Source organism: Actinomadura sp. 6K520 (assembly GCF_004349245.1).
GTDB lineage: Bacteria > Actinomycetota > Actinomycetes > Streptosporangiales > Streptosporangiaceae > Spirillospora.
On record NZ_SMLC01000018.1, the window covers coordinates 40,386 to 58,750 of the forward strand.

Consider the following 18,365-nt stretch of genomic DNA (forward strand, 5'->3'; position numbering starts at 1 on the left):
GGGGTGTTCGCTCAGCTGCGTGTCGGCGACGTGGGTGAGCTTCCCTGGGTGCTGATCCTTTTCGCGAACGCGAGGAAGCCCTCATGGCCGGGCAACTCCTTCAGACAGTCACGCATCAGGGCACGAGCTCTGTCTGGAGCGCCGGTCTGGATCGCGCGGCGGGCTTGGATGTAGGTGAGTTCGGGACCGGCGAGCTGGGGATGGGTGACGAGCCGGTCGAGCAGATGGTCGGCATCAGTGCCTTCCAGGCGTTCGAGTAGAAGCAGATGCCACTCCGAGAGATCACCGGCGCGCTCCCTACGAGAGTAATCGGCGTCGACGCCGTAGATCCCGGGGGCGGCGGTTCGGGCCTGGTCGAGTGCTGTCAGGTAGTGGCCGGCGAAGTCGGCCCAGGCGTCGCTGCCCCGCAGCAGCCCGGCAAGAACGGTGGCGAGGGTGGTCTCCTTCTCGCTGAGGCGGCCCCATCCGGAACGGGTCCATCCGTACTCCTGCTCCCAGCGGATGAGCTGCGGCGCGGCCAGCCGCGCGAAACCGGTGAACCCGTGGTGTTCGCGCAGACCTTGCCACAGGGCGGCGACGGCATCGGAGACGACGAAGCCGGCGGCCTCCACGGGATCCTCGGAATGGAACAGATCGTAGTTCTTGATTTCGCAGGCCAGGTCGATGAGCTGCTCAAGTGCGGCGGCGCCGGTCGGGACGTCGAGAGCGAGCACGGAGCGCGCGTCCTTGGCCAGACGCTGAAAGGTGAAGCGCCACCGACTGCGTTCCTTGGGTGATACGCGCCGATCCCCGGCCATGTAGGCGCCCGCGCGGGCGAGTGACACGAAGTCGGTGACGTCGCGCAAGACCTCTTGGGGGCCGATCCGCTCCTTGTCGGCAACGGCCGGCTTGGTGTTGGCGGGCTGGAGTTCGGTCTCGATGCGCTCCCGGAACTGCTTGGTGCCCCGCCAGTACAACGTCCACAGCAGCTTCCTCAACGCGTCATCGTCGAGACCGGCCAGTTCCTTGTAGAACGCGTCCTTGTTCATTCGCTTCGTCGCCACGACCGTCGATCGTAAACGCTGGAACTTGCCTGCGCCCTCCGCCCGTTGACTCGCGCAGCCGCCGGGCGCGGCATGGTCAGGGGTGGGGGAGGACGGCAACGGCAGCCGCAGTGCAGGGGCGGGACGTTGCGGCGATCAGGGGTCGGATCAGGCGAGCAAGGCGGAAGGCGCCGCGTCCGGGACGGCGTCGATGTTCGGCGTCATAGCCGACGATTCATGTCGTCAGATCGGTGTGTCACCTCATCCCCCGGAGGCCTCCACGATGGCGATCCGAGAACAGTCGTCTCATGACCCGTTCGGCGAGTGGGCGAAGCGCAAGGGGCAGGCTGGCCGCCGGAAGGTCACCAGCGATGCGCGACCGGCCCGGAACGGCTTGCGCTTCGCCTTCTATGGGCGGACCTCGACCACCGGTCACCAGGATCGGCGGACATCGTACGGGTGGCAGCGCGAAGCCGCCGACTCCCTTATCACCGGCGAAGGCGCGATCGTGGCCGACTACTTCGACGCCGGATGCTCACGCGAGGTGCCGTGGTCACGACGTCCACAGGCGGCGGCACTACTCGAAGCCCTGATGGACCGCACCTTCGATGCCATTGTGGTCGGGGAGTACGAACGAGCGTTCTCTGGAAACCAGTTCGCCGCGCTCGCTCCCCTCCTGGACGCCCACGGCATCCGGCTGTGGCTACCGGAGGCGCTCGGTCCCGTCGACATGAACGAGCCGGCGCACCGTGCGCTCATGATGATGCTGGGCGCGCAGTCGCGGCGCGAGGTGCTGCGTGCACGGCACCGTGTCCTGGCCGCGATGCGTAACCAAGCTTGCGAGCAGGGCCGCTACCTCGGCGGCCGGCCCCCTTACGGGTACCGGCTCGTGGACGCCGGTCCGCACCCGAACCAGGCCCACGCCCAATGGGGACGTCGCCTGCGGCGCCTCGATCCCGACCCGCTGATCGCTCCGCACGTGAGATGGATCTTCGCGCGCCGCCTCTCCGGCGTGAGCGTGGCCGGAATCGCCCGCGAACTCAACGAACGCGGCGTCCCCTGCCCGTCCCGTGTCGATCAAAAGCGAAATCCTCACCGGTCGGGGCAGGGCTGGACGCTGAACACGGTCGCCACGATCCTGGAGAACCCCCGCTACACCGGCCGTCAAGTCTGGGACCGGCAGGCCGGGTTCGACGACACGACCGCGAGTTGGGCGATCTCCAAGAAGCCCGCCCATCCGGCGCTGGTCTCCGACACCGACTTCGTCGCCGCGCAGACGATCCGCGCCGCCAGACCCACCCGCGATGGGAGCGTCCGCGTATACCTCCTGGCTGGCCTGCTCCTGTGCGGCCTGTGCCGTCGGCGGATGGACTCCCACTGGGTCAACGGACGCAACGGCTATCGCTGCCGCCACGGCTACAACAGCACCAAGCCGCGCTCTCGCGACGCGCCGAAGAACCTCTACCTCCGAGAAGACCACCTGCTCGACGAGTTGCTGCGGCAGCTTTCACCACGACGAGGCGAAGCTCGCTCCCCGCATGAACTCGTCGCACACCTCAAGCGCAACGGTCTCGCCATAGTCTGCGACAGGTCATCTTGCACCGTGGTCGGCAACAACGAAGAAGAGCCCGCTCCAGGAACAACCTCCCAGATCGAGCTCTTCGCGTCACCCATGGGGTAATCCTGTGTCCGAGGGGGGACTTGAACCCCCATGCCCCGTGAAGGGCACTAGCACCTCAAGCTAGCGCGTCTGCCTATTCCGCCACCCGGACCGGTTGCAGGCCGCAGGCTGCGCTGCGGCCGGTTCACCATACCAAAGGAGACGAGTCGCGGCGAAGTCGATCGAGGGGCACCATGGGGACCGTAGGTGTGGAGACTAGGCGCGAAGGTGATCAATGTGGGCCAGCAGCCGACCGCTGAGGACGAGGTCGTCCGGCTCTGCCAGGAGCTGATCCGGATCGACACCAGCAACCCCGGGGATCATTCCGGGCCGGGGGAGCGGGCTGCGGCCGAGTACGTCGCGGAGAGGCTCGGCGAGGTCGGGGTGGAGTCGCGGATCTTCGAGTCGCATCCGGGGCGGGCGAGTCTCGTGGCGCGGATCGAGGGGGAGGACCCGGGGCGGGACGCGTTGCTGCTGCACGGGCACCTCGATGTGGTCCCGGCCCAGGCGGAGGACTGGACGCGGGACCCGTTCGGCGGTGAGGTCGCGGACGGGTGCGTCTGGGGGCGCGGGGCCGTGGACATGAAGGACATGGACGCGATGATCCTCGCGGTGGTGCGGCAGCGGCTCCGGGAGGGGCGCAGGCCGCCGCGGGACGTGGTGCTCGCGTTCCTGGCCGACGAGGAGGCCGGGGGCAAGTGGGGCGCGCAGTGGCTGGTGAATGAGCATCCGGAGCTGTTCGAGGGGTGCACGGAGGCCGTCGGGGAGGTCGGCGGGTTCAGCCTGACGGTGCCCGGGGACCGGCGGATGTACCTCATCGAGACGGCGGAGAAGGGCATCGCGTGGATGAACCTGACCGCCGGCGGGACCGCGGGGCACGGGTCGATGGTGCATCCGGACAATGCGGTGACCGCCGTGGCGGCGGCCGTCGCCAGGCTCGGGTCGCACGAGTTTCCGGTGCGGCTGACGAAGTCGGTGCGGGCCTTGCTGGAGCGGGTCTGCCTGGCGTACGGGGTGGAGTTCGATCCGGAGCGGCCGGAGGAGTGCCTGGAGAAGATCGGGCCGATGGCGCGGATGATCGGGGCGACGCTCAAGAACACGCTGAATCCCACGCGGCTGGACGCCGGGTACAAGACGAATGTCATTCCGCAGAGCGCCACGGCGCAGGTGGACGGAAGGTTCTTGCCCGGCCATGAGGCGGAGTTCTTCGCGGTGGTGGACGAACTTCTCGGTCCGGACGTCAAGCGGGATTTCGTCCATTATGACCATGCGGTCGAGACGGACTACGAGGGTGCGCTCGTCGCGGCGATGGAGGCGGCGCTGACCTCGGAGGACCCGGGTGCGCTGCCGGTCCCGTACTGCCTGAGCGGCGGGACGGACGCCAAGTCGTTCGCGCGCCTGGGCATGCGCTGCTTCGGCTTCGCGCCGCTGAAATTGCCCCCAGAGTTGGACTTTTCCGGAATGTTCCATGGGGTCGACGAGCGCGTTCCGGTGGACGGGCTGCGATTCGGCGTCAGGGTCCTCGACAAATTCCTGGATCGCTCCTGAATTTACCGACACCAATGCGTTGCGTGGTGCTATCGTCACCGTTCGTTGAGGGTGGTGCGGGCGTAACGGAGGTTGTCGGGTGGTGGGATGCGCGGCGCGGCTCGGGGCGGTCCCCGACCGGCTGCGCCGCGTCGCCGCCGCGCCCGCCGTCCGGCGGCTGCTGGTCCTCGGCGGGCTGCTGATCGCGGCCTGGCTCCTCGGAAGCGCGGCGCAGCCCGCGCACGCCGACGAGCTGCCCGTCGCGCCCGCGAAGATCATTGAAGAAGCGCCCGTGCTGGGCGACGCGGTCAAGACCGTCCACCGGGCCGAACCGGTGCCCCGGGTCGTCCAGGCCGTGGTGGAGAAGCCGCGCGAACCGGCTGCGGTACGGGACATGCCGTCCTCCGTGGCGGCCCCCGAAGCGGACGAGGCCGGCGTTTCGGTCGCTGCCGCGCCAAGGCACCAGAGGCAACTCCGCGCCCCCGAGCGTGGGCGCGCCAAAGCGGCCGTGGAGGCCGCGGCCCCGGCGGCCCAGGACGAGGTTTCGCCGCCGGTCGTCCAGGATCCTCCGGCTCCACCGCCGGCGCCGGACCGTCCAGACGGCCCCTCGGCCGCCGGCGGTTCCGCCTTCTCCGGTGTGACGGCGGCCGTCCCGAACGTCGCCGCGTGGGCCCCGGCCCCGCCGCGCGCATCGGGCTTGCACGCCATCGGCGCGGTTCCCCCGGCCGTCCGCACCGCCGCGGACGAGCCGTCCTTCGCGCCCGACTGACACCCGACGGTCTCCGGACGCGTGCCCGTGCGGCTCGGGCGCGCCGATCCGGTCATCCGCCGTGCCCGCGCACGGCATTCCCCCAGACACACGTGCAACGTGCGTCCCACTGAACGGAGCATCATGCGAACGCGAGCAAAAGGCATGTCTCGGGCCGCGGTGGTCGCCGTGGGCTTTGTCGCCCTCGGTGTCACCGCCGCCCCGTCCTACGCCGACGTCACCAGCGGCAACGGCGGAGTGCTGAGCGGCAACCAGATCGACATACCGGTCTCCGCGCCGGTCGACGTCAGCGGCAACGGCGGCTCCCTGCTCGGGACGACCCACGCCACGTCCAAGGGCGGCGCCAAGGTCCGCAAGAACGGCGGCGGTGCGCAGCAGACCTCCGGCAACCACGGCATCGCGTCCGGAAACCAGGTCAACGCCCCCATCTCCCTTCCCGTGAACGTCTGCGGCAACGGCGCCGCCGTGCTCGGACACGCGGACGCGGGCTGCAAGGGCGGCGCGAAGGTCGAGGACGGCGGAAGCGGCGACCAGGTCACCGGCGGGTCGGGCGGCGTCCTGGCGGGCAACCAGGTGAACGCGCCGATCTCCCTCCCGGTCAACGTGTGCGGCAACGCGGTGGCGATCGCCGGTGCCGCGGTCGCCGGCTGCGAGGGCGGCGCCAAGGTGAAGAACGGCGGGCACACGGGCTCGGGGCAGGAGACGTCCGGCGTTCTCGGCGTCGGCAGCGGCAACCAGGCGAACCTGCCGATCTCCGTCCCCGTCGACATCTGCGGCAACGCGGTCGGCAACGCCGCGGCGGCCTGCGCGGGCGGCGCGTCCGTCCGCAACGGCGGTCACCGGACGGGCCGCCAGGTCACCGACGGCGCTCTCGGCGTCATCGCGGGCAACCAGGCCAACGCCCCGGTCAGCGTCCCCCTGACCGCCTGCGGCAACGCCGCCGCGATCGTCGGGCAGGCGGGCGCGTTCTGCGCGGGCGGCTCCCACGTGCGCAGCCCGTCGGGCGGCGGCCTGTACACGTCCGGAACGGGCGGGATCCTCGGCGGCAACCAGGCCCACGCACCGGCCAAGGCCCCCGCGAACGTGTGCGGCAACGCCGCCGCGCCGGCCGGCCAGGCATCCTCCCTGTGCCACGGCGGCCACGCCGGCTACGGAGACCACGCCGGCTACCGGACGACCACGCCGCCCACCCTCCCGCTGACCGACACCCTGCCGAGTGCGGGCGACGCGGGCCTGCCCGGGGACGGCGGTGTCGGGCTGCCGGCCGGGATCGGGCCGGTGAAGTACGTCTCGGCCGAGCGGGCGATCGCGTCCGCCGACGGGGCCGGGACCGGGGCCGCGCCGGGGGCGACGTGGACGTTCGGTGCCGCGTCGCTGCTGGCCTTCGTGGCCGGGGCGCTGGGGCTGACCCGCAGGCTCAGGCTCGGCCGACGCTGAGCCGAAGCCGCCGCACCATGCGGTGGTGAGAGACGCTTCGCCCGTCCCGGATGGCGCGGCCCGGGGCGGGCGAAGCCTTCTCACCAGGAATTATGTTTACGTTGCGTCATTCGCAACGTACGTAGTGCTACGCTCCGGACGGACCGGCGGGAACGGTTCAGAACGTGCGGACGGCGCGGATGACCTTGCGGCGGAGCTGAACACGGCGGCGGCCGTCCGGGTAGAGGCGCAGCCGATCGATCTCCCAGCCGCCGCGCTCCGCGTGCTCGGTCAGGATCTGCCGCGCGGTGTCGCGTGTCGTTCCGCGGGGCAGTGACAGGACGAGGTAGGTGTACTCCGCCATTGGGACCATTATGACTTGGTCTACCGGGATGGGGCGCCGTACCGTGGCGACCCGGTCCGCGCGGCGTCCGGCGGCATGTCATCCTGTCTGGGGCGCGCGGCGATGAGAATCCCGTCCCGGGGCGGAATGACGGTGGTGAGGCGGCGGAAGCGGACCGCGGGCATGAACGTGCCGTCCTGCGACGTTGTACCAAGCCCGGTAAGAAAGAGCTTGTGTTAGAGGACCAAGACAGCGAGGTTGGAGCGACTGTGCCAGCCAACAACGGCACCGCGAACAGTGGCCGGGGCAACGGCGCCGGTACCCGCCTGGTGATCGTCGAGTCGCCTGCGAAGGCGAAGACGATCGCCGGGTATCTGGGTCGTGGCTACATCGTGGAGTCCAGTATCGGCCATATCCGGGACCTCCCGGGAAGCGCCTCGGAGGTGCCGGCCAAGTACAAGGGCGAGCCGTGGGCCAAGCTCGGCGTGAACGTCGAGCACGGGTTCGAACCGCTGTACGTCGTGAACGCCGACAAGCGGCAGCAGGTCCAGAAGCTGAAGAAGCTGCTCGCCGAGGCCGACGAGCTCTACCTCGCGACGGACGAGGACCGGGAGGGCGAGGCGATCGCCTGGCACCTCCAGGAGGTGCTCAAGCCGAAGGTCCCCGTGCACCGGATGGTCTTCAACGAGATCACCAAGGACGCGATCCAGCAGGCCGCCGAGAACCCGCGTGCGCTGAACCTGCGGCTGGTGGACGCGCAGGAGACGCGCCGCATCCTGGACCGCCTCTACGGGTACGAGGTCAGCCCCGTCCTGTGGAAGAAGGTCATGCCGAAGCTGTCGGCGGGCCGGGTGCAGTCGGTGGCGACGCGGCTGGTCGTGGAGCGGGAGCGGGAGCGGATCGCGTTCGTCCCCGCCCACTACTGGGACATCGCGGGACAGTTCGACACCGGCAAGGACGAAGAGCCGAAGGTGTTCAAGGCCGGGCTCGTGTCCGTGGACGGCAAGCGGGTGGCGCAGGGCCGCGACTTCGCGTCCGACGGCACCCTGAAGACGCGGGACGCGCTGCACCTGGACGAGGCCGCCGCCCGCGGCCTGGCGGAGCGGCTGCGGGGCCGGCCGTACGAGGTCCGGTCCGTCGAGCCGAAGCCGTACACGCGCAAGCCGTATCCCCCGTTTCGGACGACCACCCTCCAGCAGGAGGCCAGCCGCAAGCTGAACTTCTCCGCGAAGTACACGATGTCGGTGGCGCAGAAGCTGTACGAGAACGGCTTCATCACCTACATGCGAACCGACTCGATCACGCTGTCCGAGACGGCGATCACGGCGGCGCGGCGGCAGGCGGCGGCGCTGTTCGGCGGCGAGTACGTCCCGGACAAGCCGCGCGTGTACGCCTCCAAGGTGAAGAACGCGCAGGAGGCGCACGAGGCGATCCGCCCGGCGGGCGAGACGTTCCGCACCCCGGCGGAGACCGGCCTGTCCGGTGACCAGTTCCGGCTGTACGAGCTGATCTGGAAGCGGACGATCGCGTCCCAGATGAAGGACGCCGCCGGCCAGTCGGTGACGATCCGCGTCACCGGGCTGTCGACGCGGAACGAGCGCGCCGAGTTCAGCGCCACCGGTAAGACGATCACGTTCTACGGCTTCCTCAAGGCGTACGTGGAGAGCGCGGACGACCCGGCCACCGACCGCGACGACCAGGAGCGGCGGCTGCCGAACCTGGCGGAGGGCGACCCGCTGACCGCGGCCGCCGTGGACGCGGAGGGCCACTCGACCCGCCCGCCGGCCCGCTACACCGAGGCCAGCCTGGTCAAGGAGCTGGAAGAGCGGGAGATCGGCCGCCCGTCGACCTACGCCGCGATCATCGGCACGATCCTGGGCCGCGAGTACGTGTTCAAGAAGGGCACCGCGCTGGTCCCGTCGTTCCTGGCGTTCGCCGTGGTGAACCTGCTGGAGCAGCACTTCGGCAACCTCGTCGACTACGACTTCACCGCCCACATGGAGGACGGTCTCGACGAGATCGCCCGCGGTGAGGCCGAGCGCGTCCGCTGGCTGACCCGGTTCTACTTCGGTGACGGCGACAACTCCGAGGAAGGGCTGAAGGAGCTCGTCAGCGACATCAGCGACATCGACGCCAAGGGCGTCAGCTCCTTCCCGATCAAGGGCACGGACATCATGGTGCGGGTCGGCCGGTACGGCCCCTACCTGGACCGGGACGGCGAGCGCGTCAACATCCCCGACGACATCGCGCCGGACGAGCTGACCGCCGAGAAGGCCGAGGAGCTGTTCGCGCAGCCGTCCGGCGACCGGGAGCTCGGCACCGACCCGGAGACCGGGCACACGATCGTGGCCAAGTCCGGGCGCTTCGGCCCGTACGTCACGGAGACGCTGCCGGAGCCGGCACCGCCCGCCGAGGGGGAGAAGAAGAAGCGGACGAAGAAGGCCGACGCCGCCAAGCCGCGCACGAGCTCGCTGTTCAAGTCGATGTCGCTCGACACGATCACGCTGGACGACGCGCTGAAGCTGCTGTCGCTGCCGCGCACGCTCGGCGAGCTGGACGGCGAGCCGGTGACGGCGCAGAACGGGCGGTTCGGCCCGTACATCAAGAAGGGCACCGACAGCCGTTCGCTCGGCTCGGAAGAGGAGCTGTTCACGGTCACGCTGGAGCAGGCGAAGGAGCTGTTCGCGCAGCCGAAGCAGCGGGGGCGCCGGGCGGCGGCCGCCGCGCCGCTGCGGGAGCTGGGCACCGACCCGGCCAGCGAGAAGCCGGTCGTGGTGAAGGAGGGCAGGTTCGGCCCGTACGTCACCGACGGCGAGACGAACGCGAGCCTCCGCAAGGGCGACGAGGTCGAGTCGATCACCATCCAGCGGGCCGCGGAACTGCTCGCGGAGCGGCGGGAGAAGGTCGCGGCGAGCGGTGGGAAGAAGAAGACCGCGAAGAAGACCACAACGCGTCGCCGAACCTCCGCAAAGTCCGGCTCCTAGGGACATCTACGCCGATACCCTGACCGACATGACCAGAACGGGCGCACCCCGGCCGTACCCCGCAGCGTCCCAGCCGCCGGGCGTTTCGTCACATTCGTCACCTTCTGCGGGCGGGCCGTTCCGACGGCTGCGGTTCGCGCTGTCGCTGTCGGCCCTCGGCCTGTGGCTCGCCGTCCCGGCGCTGACCGCGATGGCCGCGGCGCTGACCCGCGACGAGGACGCCGCCACCCGCGCGCAGGCGGTGGGCGGCGTGCTGGCCTTGCTGCTGCTGCCGGCGCTGCTGCTCGCCCCGGTCGGCGCCGCGCTCGCCGCCCGCGCCGACCGCCGGCTCATGCTGATCATCGCCGACGCGCTGCGGCTGGTGATCATCGTGACGGTGCCGCTGCTGGACCTGCTGCCGTGGACGCTGGCCGCCGCGTTCCTCGTCTCCTGCCTGAACCTGCTGTGGACGCCCACGGCGCGCGTGTCGCTGCCCGCGATGGTCCCGCAGGACGACCTGCGTCCCGGCGCCCGCCGGTGGGTGACCCGCGCCCTGTTCGGCCCGGCCCTGGTCGCCGCGCCGCTGTTCGCCGTCCTCGCGCTGGTCGCGGACGGGACGCTCGGCCGCGGCTCCCGCGCCGATCTCGCCCTGTACGTGACCGCCGCGGTGTTCCTCGCCTCGGCCGCGGCCGTCGCCATGATCCGGGAGATTCCCGCGGAGCTGCCGCATCCGGTCCCGGCGCCGCTGAAGTCGCTGTTCCAGGGCCCCGGGACGGCCACCGCCCGCGGGCTCGGCCTCGCCGTCGCCGCCGCGTCCCTGACCGCCGGGGCCGTCGTCGCCGTCGCCCGCGTGCACACCGGGGAGCTGGGCGGCGGCGACGCGGGCTACGGCAGCGTCCTCGCCGGTCTCGCGCTCGGGCTCGGCTTCGGGCTGTTCCTCGGGCCCCGCGCCCTCGTCCCGTTCAGCCGTCGGCGGCTGAACGGCCTCGCGGTCATCGCCGCCGCGCTCGCGCTCGTCGTGATCGCCCTCGTGCAGAACCTCGTCGTCGTCGTGTTCGTGACCGGTTTCCTCGGGGTGTTCGCGGGGGCCGCCTGGTCGACCGGCACCGCCGCGGTCGGCGAGGGCGCCGCCGACGCGGAGGCCCCGGAGGACACCCGCCCGTCCGCCTACCTGCGCGCGGTCGTCCTGGTGACCACCGTGGTCGCGTTCGCCGCCGTCCCGCTGCTCGCCGGGGTGGTCGGCTCGCACCGCATCGAGTTCGGCGGCGCCGTCTACGACGTCGACGGGTCCGGTGCCGCGCTGCTCGCCGCGGCCGTCGTCGCCCTGCTGCTCGGCGCGGTCGCGTACCGGCGGCTGGACGACCGGCGCGGCATCCCCCTCGGCCCCGACCTGCGCGCCGCCCTGCACGGCGAGATCTACACGCCGCCGGAGCAGGCCGCCGCCGCGGCGCAGCAGCAGCCCGTCCGGCGCGAGCGCGGCGTGTTCGTCGCGTTCGAGGGCGGGGAGGGCGCCGGGAAGACCACCCAGGCGCGGCTCGCCGCGATCTGGCTGCGCGACCACGGCTACGACGTCGTCACGACGCACGAGCCCGGCGCCACCAAGATCGGTATGCGGCTGCGCGCGATGCTGCTCGACCGCGACACCACGGGCCTGTCCGACCGCGCCGAGAGCCTGCTGTACGCGGCCGACCGCGCCGACCACGTCGCCAACGTGATCAAGCCGGCGATCGAGCGCGGCGTGATCGTGGTCAGCGACCGGTACGTCGACTCGTCCCTCGCCTACCAGGGGTTCGGGCGCCAGCAGGCGGTCGAGGACATCGCCCGCGTCAACGCCTGGGCGACCGGCGGGCTCGTCCCGGACCTGACCGTCCTGCTGGAGGTGCCGCCGCAGACGGGCCTCGGCCGGCTGTCCGCGCCCGCCGACCGCATCGAGTCGGAGTCGCAGGAGTTCCACGAGCGGGTCCGCGCCGGGTTCCGCGCCCTGGCGGAGGCCGACCCGGACCGGTACCTGATCCTGGACGCGAGCCGCCCTCAGGCGGAGCTGAGCCGCGAGATCCAGTACCGCATCCGCGAGATCCTCCCCGACCCCGTCCCCGCCGGGACCGAGGACGCCACGAGCACCTTCCCGGTCATCAGGGACTTCTGACTCCCGCGGCACGGTTAGCCTCTTGCCATGAGCGTCTGGGATGACCTGGTGGGGCAGGAGCCCGCCGTCGCGGAGCTGTCGGCCGCCGCGGGCGGATCGGGCGGCCTGGCGCACGCGTGGCTGTTCACCGGGCCGCCCGGCTCGGGCCGCGTCACTGCGGCGCGGGCGTTCGCCGCGGCGCTGCAGTGCCAGGAGACGCCGCGGGGCTGCGGGCACTGCGCGTCCTGCCACCAGGTCCTCCAGGGGACGCATGCGGACGTGGAGGTCGTCCGCCCGCAGGGGCTGTCGTACGGCGTGAAGGAGACCCGCGCGCTGGTGCTGCGGGCCGCGTCGTCGCCGAGCATGGGACGCTGGCAGATCGTGCTGTTCGAGGACGCCGACCGCGCCACGGAGTCGGCGGCGAACGCCCTGCTGAAGGCGGTGGAGGAGCCGCCCGCGCGGACGGTGTGGCTGCTGTGCACCCCGTCCCCGGACGACCTGCTGGTGACGATCAGGTCGCGGTGCCGGCTGGTGACGCTGCGGACGCCGCCGGTCGACGCCGTGGCGGACGTCCTCGTCCTGCGGGACGGCGTGGACCGCGACACCGCCGGCATCGTGGCGCGGGCGGCGCAGGGGCACATCGGCCGGGCGCGGCGGCTGGCGACCGACCCGGACGCGCGGCGGCGCCGCGCCGCGGTGCTGGAGGTGCCGCGCCGGCTGACGTCGGTCGGTCCCGCGGTCGCGGCGGCGGAGGCGCTGGTCAAGGCGGCCGAGGCGGAGGCGAAGGCGCACTCGGAGGAGCTGGACGGGGCCGAGACGTCCGCGCTGCGGCAGGCCCTCGGGGAGAGCGCCAAGGGACGGATGCCGAGGGGGACGGCCGGGGCGCTCAAGGAGCTGGAGGACCGGCAGAAGTCCCGCGCGACGCGGATCAAACGCGACGCCCTCGACCGGACGCTGCTCGACCTGGCGTCCTACTACCGGGACGTGCTGACGCTCCAGCTCGGCGCGGGCGCCGAGCTCGTCAACACCGAGCTGGCCCCGGAGCTGCGGACGGCCGCGCGGCACGGCCGCCCGGAGGACACGCTCAAACGCCTCGACGCCATCATGATGTGCCGGGAGCGGCTGGACGCGAACGTCAATCCGCTGCTGGCCGTCGAAGCGCTCACCCTCGCGCTGCGCACCGGATGACTGGGCCTTACCAAAACTGCTCCCATTCGTTACATTTCCGTACGCAGCTCTCAACGGGCACACGAGTAACGTCGCTGAGCTGATCATTGACCGAACCGGGCTATCCCCCCAACGGCCTAGGAGGTTCTGCTTTGCGGCGAGCGTTGATTTCCGCCGCGTGTGCCGTCACCACAGTGACGGCCCTCGCGTTCCCCGCGTCCGCGGCCCCGAATCCGGGACACGCGAACGGCGAGGAGTCGGAGTACGTCGTCCTCTACAGGGAGGGCGTGCATCCCGGCAAAGCGCGTCACGCGGTGAAGGAGGCCGGAGGCAAGGTCGTCCACGAGAACCGTGATGTGGGCGTCGCGACCGTCCGTTCGAAGAATCCGCAGTTCATTCGTGCCGCGATGCGCGAAAGGGAGCTGGAGGGCGTCGCGCACAACCGGATCATCGGAAAGGCGCCGAAGGCGCCGAAGAAGAAGGCCGAGAAGGTCGAGGAGACCGTCGGCACCAAACCCACGGTCTCCCTCAAGGGCAAGCCGTCGAAGGACACCGAGCCGCTGGCCGATCTGCAGTGGGACATGAAGCAGATTCACGCGACGGCGGACGGCTCGTACAAGAAGGAGCCGGGCGACAAGCGCGTCCTGGTCGGCGTCCTCGACACGGGCGTCGACGGTGACCACCCGGACATCAAGCCGAACTTCAACCGGAAGCTCAGCCGCAACTTCACCCGCGACATCCCGACGGACGGGAACGGCGAGGAGCTCGACGGGCCCTGCGAGTTCACGTCGTGCGTCGACCCCAACGACTGGGACGACAACGACCACGGGACGCACGTCGCGTCCACGATCGCCTCGCCCCGCAACGGGCTCGGCATGGCGGGCGTCGCGCCGAACGTGTCGCTCGTCAACCTCCGCGTCGGCCAGGACTCCGGCTACTTCTTCCTGCAGCCGACCGTCGACGGCCTCACCTACGCGGGCAAGACCGGCATCGACGTGGTCAACATGAGCTACTACATCGACCCGTGGCTCTGGAACTGCGTCGGCAACCCGGCCGACAGCCCCGAGAACCAGCTTGAGCAGAGCACCATCATCAAGGCGACGCAGCGGGCGCTGAACTTCGCGCAGGAGCGCGGCGTCACGCTGGTCGCCGCGGCCGGGAACGACTTCGTCGACTACACGAAGACGAACACCGACACCGGCAGCCCCGACTTCCCGTCCGTGCCGGGCGAGGAGCCGTACGAGCGGACGATCCCGCCGGAGTGCGTGTCGATGCCGTCCGAGGGCGACCACGTCATCCCGGTGTCGTCGACCGGCCCGAGCGGCCGCAAGTCGTACTTCAGCAGCTTCGGCGACGGCTACGTCGCGGTCGCCGCGCCCGGCGGCGACAAGGTCGACACCGCCGACCAGCGTCCGGACGACCGCGCCGGCATCTGGGCCGCCTACCCCGAGCGGCTCGCGAAGGCCCGCGGCGAGCTGGACGCCGACGGGACGCCCAACGTGCCGTACATCGTCCAGAGCTGCAAGGGCGACGACTGCGCCTACTACCAGTCCATCCAGGGCACCTCGATGGCGGCGCCGCACGCCGTCGGCGTCGCCGCGCTCATCGTCAGCAAGTACGGTCACCGGGACCGTCGCAACGGTGGCCTCACCCTCAGCCCGCGCCATGTCGAGCACGTACTGCGCGGCACCGCCACCGCCAAGCCCTGCCCGAGCCCCCGGACGGTGGAGTACGTCTGGTACGCCCGGTCGGGTGACGAATGGGTGAAGCGGACCTCGACCCAGACCTGTGAAGGCTCGAAGGAGAGGAACGGGTTCTTCGGCAACGGCATCGTGGACGCGCTGAACGCCGTCCGCTGACCTTCTGGCCCGAGACCCACCCCAGGGACGCGGCCCCCAGCCCACGTGGCCGGGGGCCGCGTTCTTTGTAAGGACGCGTCCTCGGTCCTGGGGCATGCGGGGGCTCGGGTTTGGAAGCCTCCGGCATGATGAAGGCATGTCGTACCGAGTCACGTTCGTCTGCACCGGCAACATCTGCCGCTCGCCGATGGCCGAGTGGGTTCTTCGCCATCACGTCGAGGAGGAGGGGCTGGACGTCGAGGTGGACAGTTCGGGCACCGGGAACTGGCACGTGGGCAGCGACGCCGACGAGCGGACCGTCGCCGCGCTGACGAGGGCGGGATACCGGTCCGCGCACATCGCCCGCCAGTTCGAGGCCGGCTGGTTCGACCGCTACGACCTGATCGTCGCGCTGGACGAGGGCCACCGGCGCGCGCTGCGGGCGATGGCGCCGGACGGGGAGGCGCGCGGCAGGATACGGCTGCTGCGCGAGTTCGACCCGGACGCGGATCACGACCTCGACGTCCCCGACCCCTACTACGGCGGCCGCGACGACTTCGACCTCGTCCTGGAGCAGGTGGAGGCGGCCATGCCGGGCCTCCTGGAGGAGATCCGCGCCGCGCTCAAGGAGGCTGAGCCGGGTGCGGGACGCGCTTGAGCTGCTGCTCGGAACGCCGGTCGACGACCTGACCGACCTGGGGTCCAGCCACTCCTGGACGCTGCACCGCGCGTCCTTGGCCGACGGCCGCGAAGTCTTCGTGAAAGCCGCCGATGATCAGGATGGTGTCTTCGCAGCGGAGGCCGCCGGGCTGCGGTGGCTGGGGGAGGCGGGCCCCGGGACGCCCGTCCCCGAGGTCGTCGCGGCGGACGACCGCATGCTCGTCCTGCCGTGGCTGCCGTCCGCGCCGCCGTCCCCCGCCACCGCCGAGCGCCTCGGCCGCGAACTGGCCGCCCTGCACACCGGCGCCCGCCCGCGGGCCTACGGGGCGTCCTGGGACGGCTACATCGCCGACCTTCCCCTCGACAACACGCCCGATGACCGCGACTGGCCCCGCTGGTACGCCGAGCGCCGGCTCGAACCGTTCCTCCGCCTTGGCGCCCGGCACCTATCGGCGGGCGACGTCCGCCTGGTCGAGCGGGTGATGGCGGACATCGAGGCGCTCGCCGGGCCGCCGGAGCCGCCGAGCCGCATCCACGGCGATCTGTGGTCGGGCAACGTCCTGTGGACCGGCGACCGGGCGATGCTCATCGATCCGGCGGCGCACGGCGGCCACCGCGAGACCGACCTGGCGATGATGGCGCTGTTCGGGACGCCGCACCTGGAACGCGTCCTCGCCGCCTACGACGAGGCCGCGCCGCCGGCGGACGGCTGGCGCGCACGGGTCCCGCTGCACCAGCTGCATCCCCTCCTCGTGCACGTGGCGCTCTTCGGCGCGTCGTATCGTGCTTCCCTGGTCGACGCCGCGCGGGCGGCGCTCGGCTGACGCCGCCCGCGACTTCACTGCGAAGCGGCGACTCCATGAGGTAGAAACGACGGGCACGGGCAACGGAAGGGCAGGTGCGGGTCGACCCCATGAGCGACAGGCGCGAGGATCCACCCCCCGGGACGAGCCTCGGCTCGTGGAAGGGACTCGTCCCGATCGGCGTCGCCGCCGCCACGGCGCTGGTCATCGGCGCGGGCGTGGACGTGGTGCGCAGCCACCAGCGCGCCGCGAAGAAGGAGCGTGAGGCCAAGGCGTCGTCGGAGGTCGCGCAGACCCCGGCGCGCTTCGTCGTCGGCGTGACCGAGTCCGGTGCCGCGCTCGTCGTCCGGGAGATCGAGACCGGCCGCGAAGTCGGCGTGCGTGTCGCCGCGCCGCCCGGACGCCGCTTCCACCGCGTCGCCGCGACCCGCAACGGCGCGTACGTCGTCGCGTCCTACGCCGGCCGCGACGTGACGTTCCAACACCTCTTCCTGGACGAATACGGGCGCCCGAGTGGCATCGGGGACGTCCCGAGGCTCAAGGACGTCCCGAAGTTCAGCGTCCCCGGCGCGTCCACCGAGTGGTCGCAACTCGCGGTGAACCCGAACGGCAACCGGATCGCCTACGTCACCTACAAGGGCATGCGTGCCCGAGTGGACGTCGTGTCCGTCCCGGACGGTGCCCGCAAGGTGTGGACGACGAAGTCGCCCGGCCGAATCGGAAGCCTCGCGTGGTCTGGCGCGACGCTCTCGTTCGTCTGGAGCCCTGTCCGGTCGGTGGGCGGGCGCGTCAAGGAGACCAAGCACGAGGTCCGCACCCTCGACACGGGTGGTGCCGGGGGTGACCTGAGGGTGAGCCAGGCCCTCATGACCCTTCCCAAGGGCGGCACCGCGGCGGTGTTCACCGGCAAGGGCATCGTCGTCGGCATCATGAAGGACTCCCAACTGTCGCTTCAGGCGTACACGCTGGAGGGTCAGCCCGGCGAGGTCCTGTGGCAGCAGAAGGTGAAGGGCGACCTCACCGACCTGGACCCGACCCCCAGGAGCAACGGCTTTCTAGCCACCGCCGGTGACCTCTACGCACAGGGCGCACCGGGCGCAAAGCCCGTCTCCGGGGAGGACCTCGCCGACGCCGCCTGGTGAGCGTCCCGCCTGGACGCCCTAGAGTGGATCGCACGAAACCGGGCGAACGGAGCGAAACCGTGGGCATGGTGATGGCAGTCAGCTTCACCCGTTACGGCCGGCTCTACTACCTCGACCCCGGCCCGCACACCCCGAAGGTCGGCGACAAGGTCCTCGTCCCCACCGACTCGGGCCCCGAGGTCGCCGAGTGCGTGTGGGCGCCGCAGTGGGTCTCCGACGACATCGGCGGCCTCCCCGAATGCGCCGGTCCCGCCACCGACGAGCACCTCGCCCGCGACGAGGCCAACCGCCGCCGCCGCGCCGAGGGCCGCTCGATCGCCAAGCGGCTCATCCGCAAGCACGACCTCCCGATGAAGGTCATCGGCGTCGACTTCCTCGACACCGACAACGTCTTCAAGATCTACTTCACGGCGCCGCACCGCGTCGACTTCCGCGCCCTCGTTCGCGACCTGGCCCGCGGGATCAAGGCCCGCGTCGAGCTCCGGCAGGTCGGCCCCCGCGACGAGGCCCGTCTCCAGGGCGGCATCGGCCCCTGCGGCCGCGACCTGTGCTGCGCCACCTTCCTCAAGGACTTCGAGCCCGTCTCCGTCCGCATGGCGAAGGAGCAGGACCTCCCCGTCAACCCGCTGCGCATCGCCGGGGCGTGCGGCCGCCTGATGTGCTGCCTCAAGTACGAGCACCCCCTCTACGTCAAAGCGCACGAGCGGATGCCCGCCCTCGGCTCCCGCGTGGAGACCCCCAGCGGCCCCGGGCAGGTCGTGGGGCGCAACGTCCCGTCCGACAAGGTCACCGTCCGGCTCAACAGCGGCGGGCGCTGCTCCTGCCCGTCCGCCTCGGTCTGCTCGCCCCGCCGCCAGCACGACGCGCACTACAACCCGGGCGACGGCGACGGCGACGGCGACGGCAGCGGCGACGCGACCTGACCGGCCG

Annotated in this window: 14 protein-coding genes and 1 tRNA gene; 12 read left to right on the top strand and 3 right to left on the bottom strand. The window is 71.3% G+C overall.

The genetic code is table 11. The features are described from left to right. Window positions 1–11: 11 nt before the first annotated feature. Complete coding sequence (locus E1289_RS38905; protein ID WP_207928846.1) at window positions 12–1,043, bottom strand: hypothetical protein; 1,032 nt, start codon at window positions 1,041–1,043, stop codon at window positions 12–14. Between the two features lie 190 nt (window positions 1,044–1,233). On the opposite strand from E1289_RS38905, the gene E1289_RS07515 reads away from it, so the two are divergent. Beyond that, the gene (locus E1289_RS07515; RefSeq protein WP_207928847.1) at window positions 1,234–2,703 is read left to right on the top strand and encodes a recombinase family protein; all 1,470 of its coding nucleotides are present in this window, start codon (window positions 1,234–1,236) and stop codon (window positions 2,701–2,703) included. A gap of 5 nt (window positions 2,704–2,708) precedes the next feature. Here E1289_RS07515 and E1289_RS07520 read toward each other — a convergent pair. Continuing rightward, window positions 2,709–2,794 (bottom strand) — tRNA-Leu (locus E1289_RS07520). 116 nt (window positions 2,795–2,910) lie between these two features. Here E1289_RS07520 and E1289_RS07525 point away from each other — a divergent pair. From E1289_RS07525 to E1289_RS07535, 3 genes are all read left to right on the top strand, one after another. Beyond that, window positions 2,911–4,230, top strand: coding sequence for a M20/M25/M40 family metallo-hydrolase (locus E1289_RS07525; protein ID WP_131976708.1), 1,320 nt, complete (start codon window positions 2,911–2,913; stop codon window positions 4,228–4,230). Between the two features lie 79 nt (window positions 4,231–4,309). Continuing rightward, complete coding sequence (locus E1289_RS07530) at window positions 4,310–4,978, top strand: hypothetical protein (protein WP_131976710.1); 669 nt, start codon at window positions 4,310–4,312, stop codon at window positions 4,976–4,978. Window positions 4,979–5,146: 168 nt separating this feature from the next. Further along, window positions 5,147–6,415: a chaplin family protein gene (locus E1289_RS07535; RefSeq protein ID WP_165970384.1), complete on the top strand. Its 1,269-nt coding sequence runs from the start codon at window positions 5,147–5,149 to the stop codon at window positions 6,413–6,415. Window positions 6,416–6,572: 157 nt separating this feature from the next. Here E1289_RS07535 and E1289_RS07540 read toward each other — a convergent pair whose 3' ends face one another. Beyond that, complete coding sequence (locus tag E1289_RS07540) at window positions 6,573–6,758, bottom strand: DUF5703 family protein (RefSeq protein WP_131976714.1); 186 nt, start codon at window positions 6,756–6,758, stop codon at window positions 6,573–6,575. Window positions 6,759–7,006: 248 nt separating this feature from the next. On the opposite strand from E1289_RS07540, the gene topA reads away from it, so the two are divergent. From topA to ricT, 8 genes are all read left to right on the top strand, one after another. Continuing rightward, entirely contained in the window at window positions 7,007–9,721 is a 2,715-nt protein-coding gene (gene topA / locus E1289_RS07545; RefSeq protein ID WP_243712678.1) for a type I DNA topoisomerase, read from the top strand. A gap of 28 nt (window positions 9,722–9,749) precedes the next feature. Next, on the top strand, window positions 9,750–11,846 hold the full coding sequence (gene tmk / locus E1289_RS07550) for a dTMP kinase (protein WP_131976716.1): 2,097 nt from the start codon (window positions 9,750–9,752) through the stop codon (window positions 11,844–11,846). Between the two features lie 27 nt (window positions 11,847–11,873). Further along, complete coding sequence (locus tag E1289_RS07555) at window positions 11,874–13,013, top strand: DNA polymerase III subunit delta' (RefSeq protein WP_131976718.1); 1,140 nt, start codon at window positions 11,874–11,876, stop codon at window positions 13,011–13,013. Window positions 13,014–13,186: 173 nt separating this feature from the next. Continuing rightward, the gene (locus tag E1289_RS07560) at window positions 13,187–14,851 is read left to right on the top strand and encodes a S8 family serine peptidase (RefSeq protein WP_243712679.1); all 1,665 of its coding nucleotides are present in this window, start codon (window positions 13,187–13,189) and stop codon (window positions 14,849–14,851) included. Between the two features lie 136 nt (window positions 14,852–14,987). After that, complete coding sequence (locus E1289_RS07565) at window positions 14,988–15,488, top strand: low molecular weight protein-tyrosine-phosphatase (RefSeq protein ID WP_131976722.1); 501 nt, start codon at window positions 14,988–14,990, stop codon at window positions 15,486–15,488. Next, complete coding sequence (locus E1289_RS07570; protein WP_207928848.1) at window positions 15,472–16,314, top strand: fructosamine kinase family protein; 843 nt, start codon at window positions 15,472–15,474, stop codon at window positions 16,312–16,314. Before E1289_RS07565 ends, E1289_RS07570 begins: the two co-directional genes overlap by 17 nt. An 89-nt stretch (window positions 16,315–16,403) precedes the next feature. Beyond that, complete coding sequence (locus E1289_RS07575) at window positions 16,404–17,435, top strand: hypothetical protein (protein WP_131976726.1); 1,032 nt, start codon at window positions 16,404–16,406, stop codon at window positions 17,433–17,435. 65 nt (window positions 17,436–17,500) lie between these two features. Continuing rightward, window positions 17,501–18,358 carry a regulatory iron-sulfur-containing complex subunit RicT gene (gene ricT, locus E1289_RS07580; RefSeq protein ID WP_131976750.1) on the top strand — a complete coding sequence of 286 codons (858 nt, stop codon included), beginning with the start codon at window positions 17,501–17,503 and terminating at the stop codon, window positions 18,356–18,358. Window positions 18,359–18,365 lie beyond the last annotated feature (7 nt).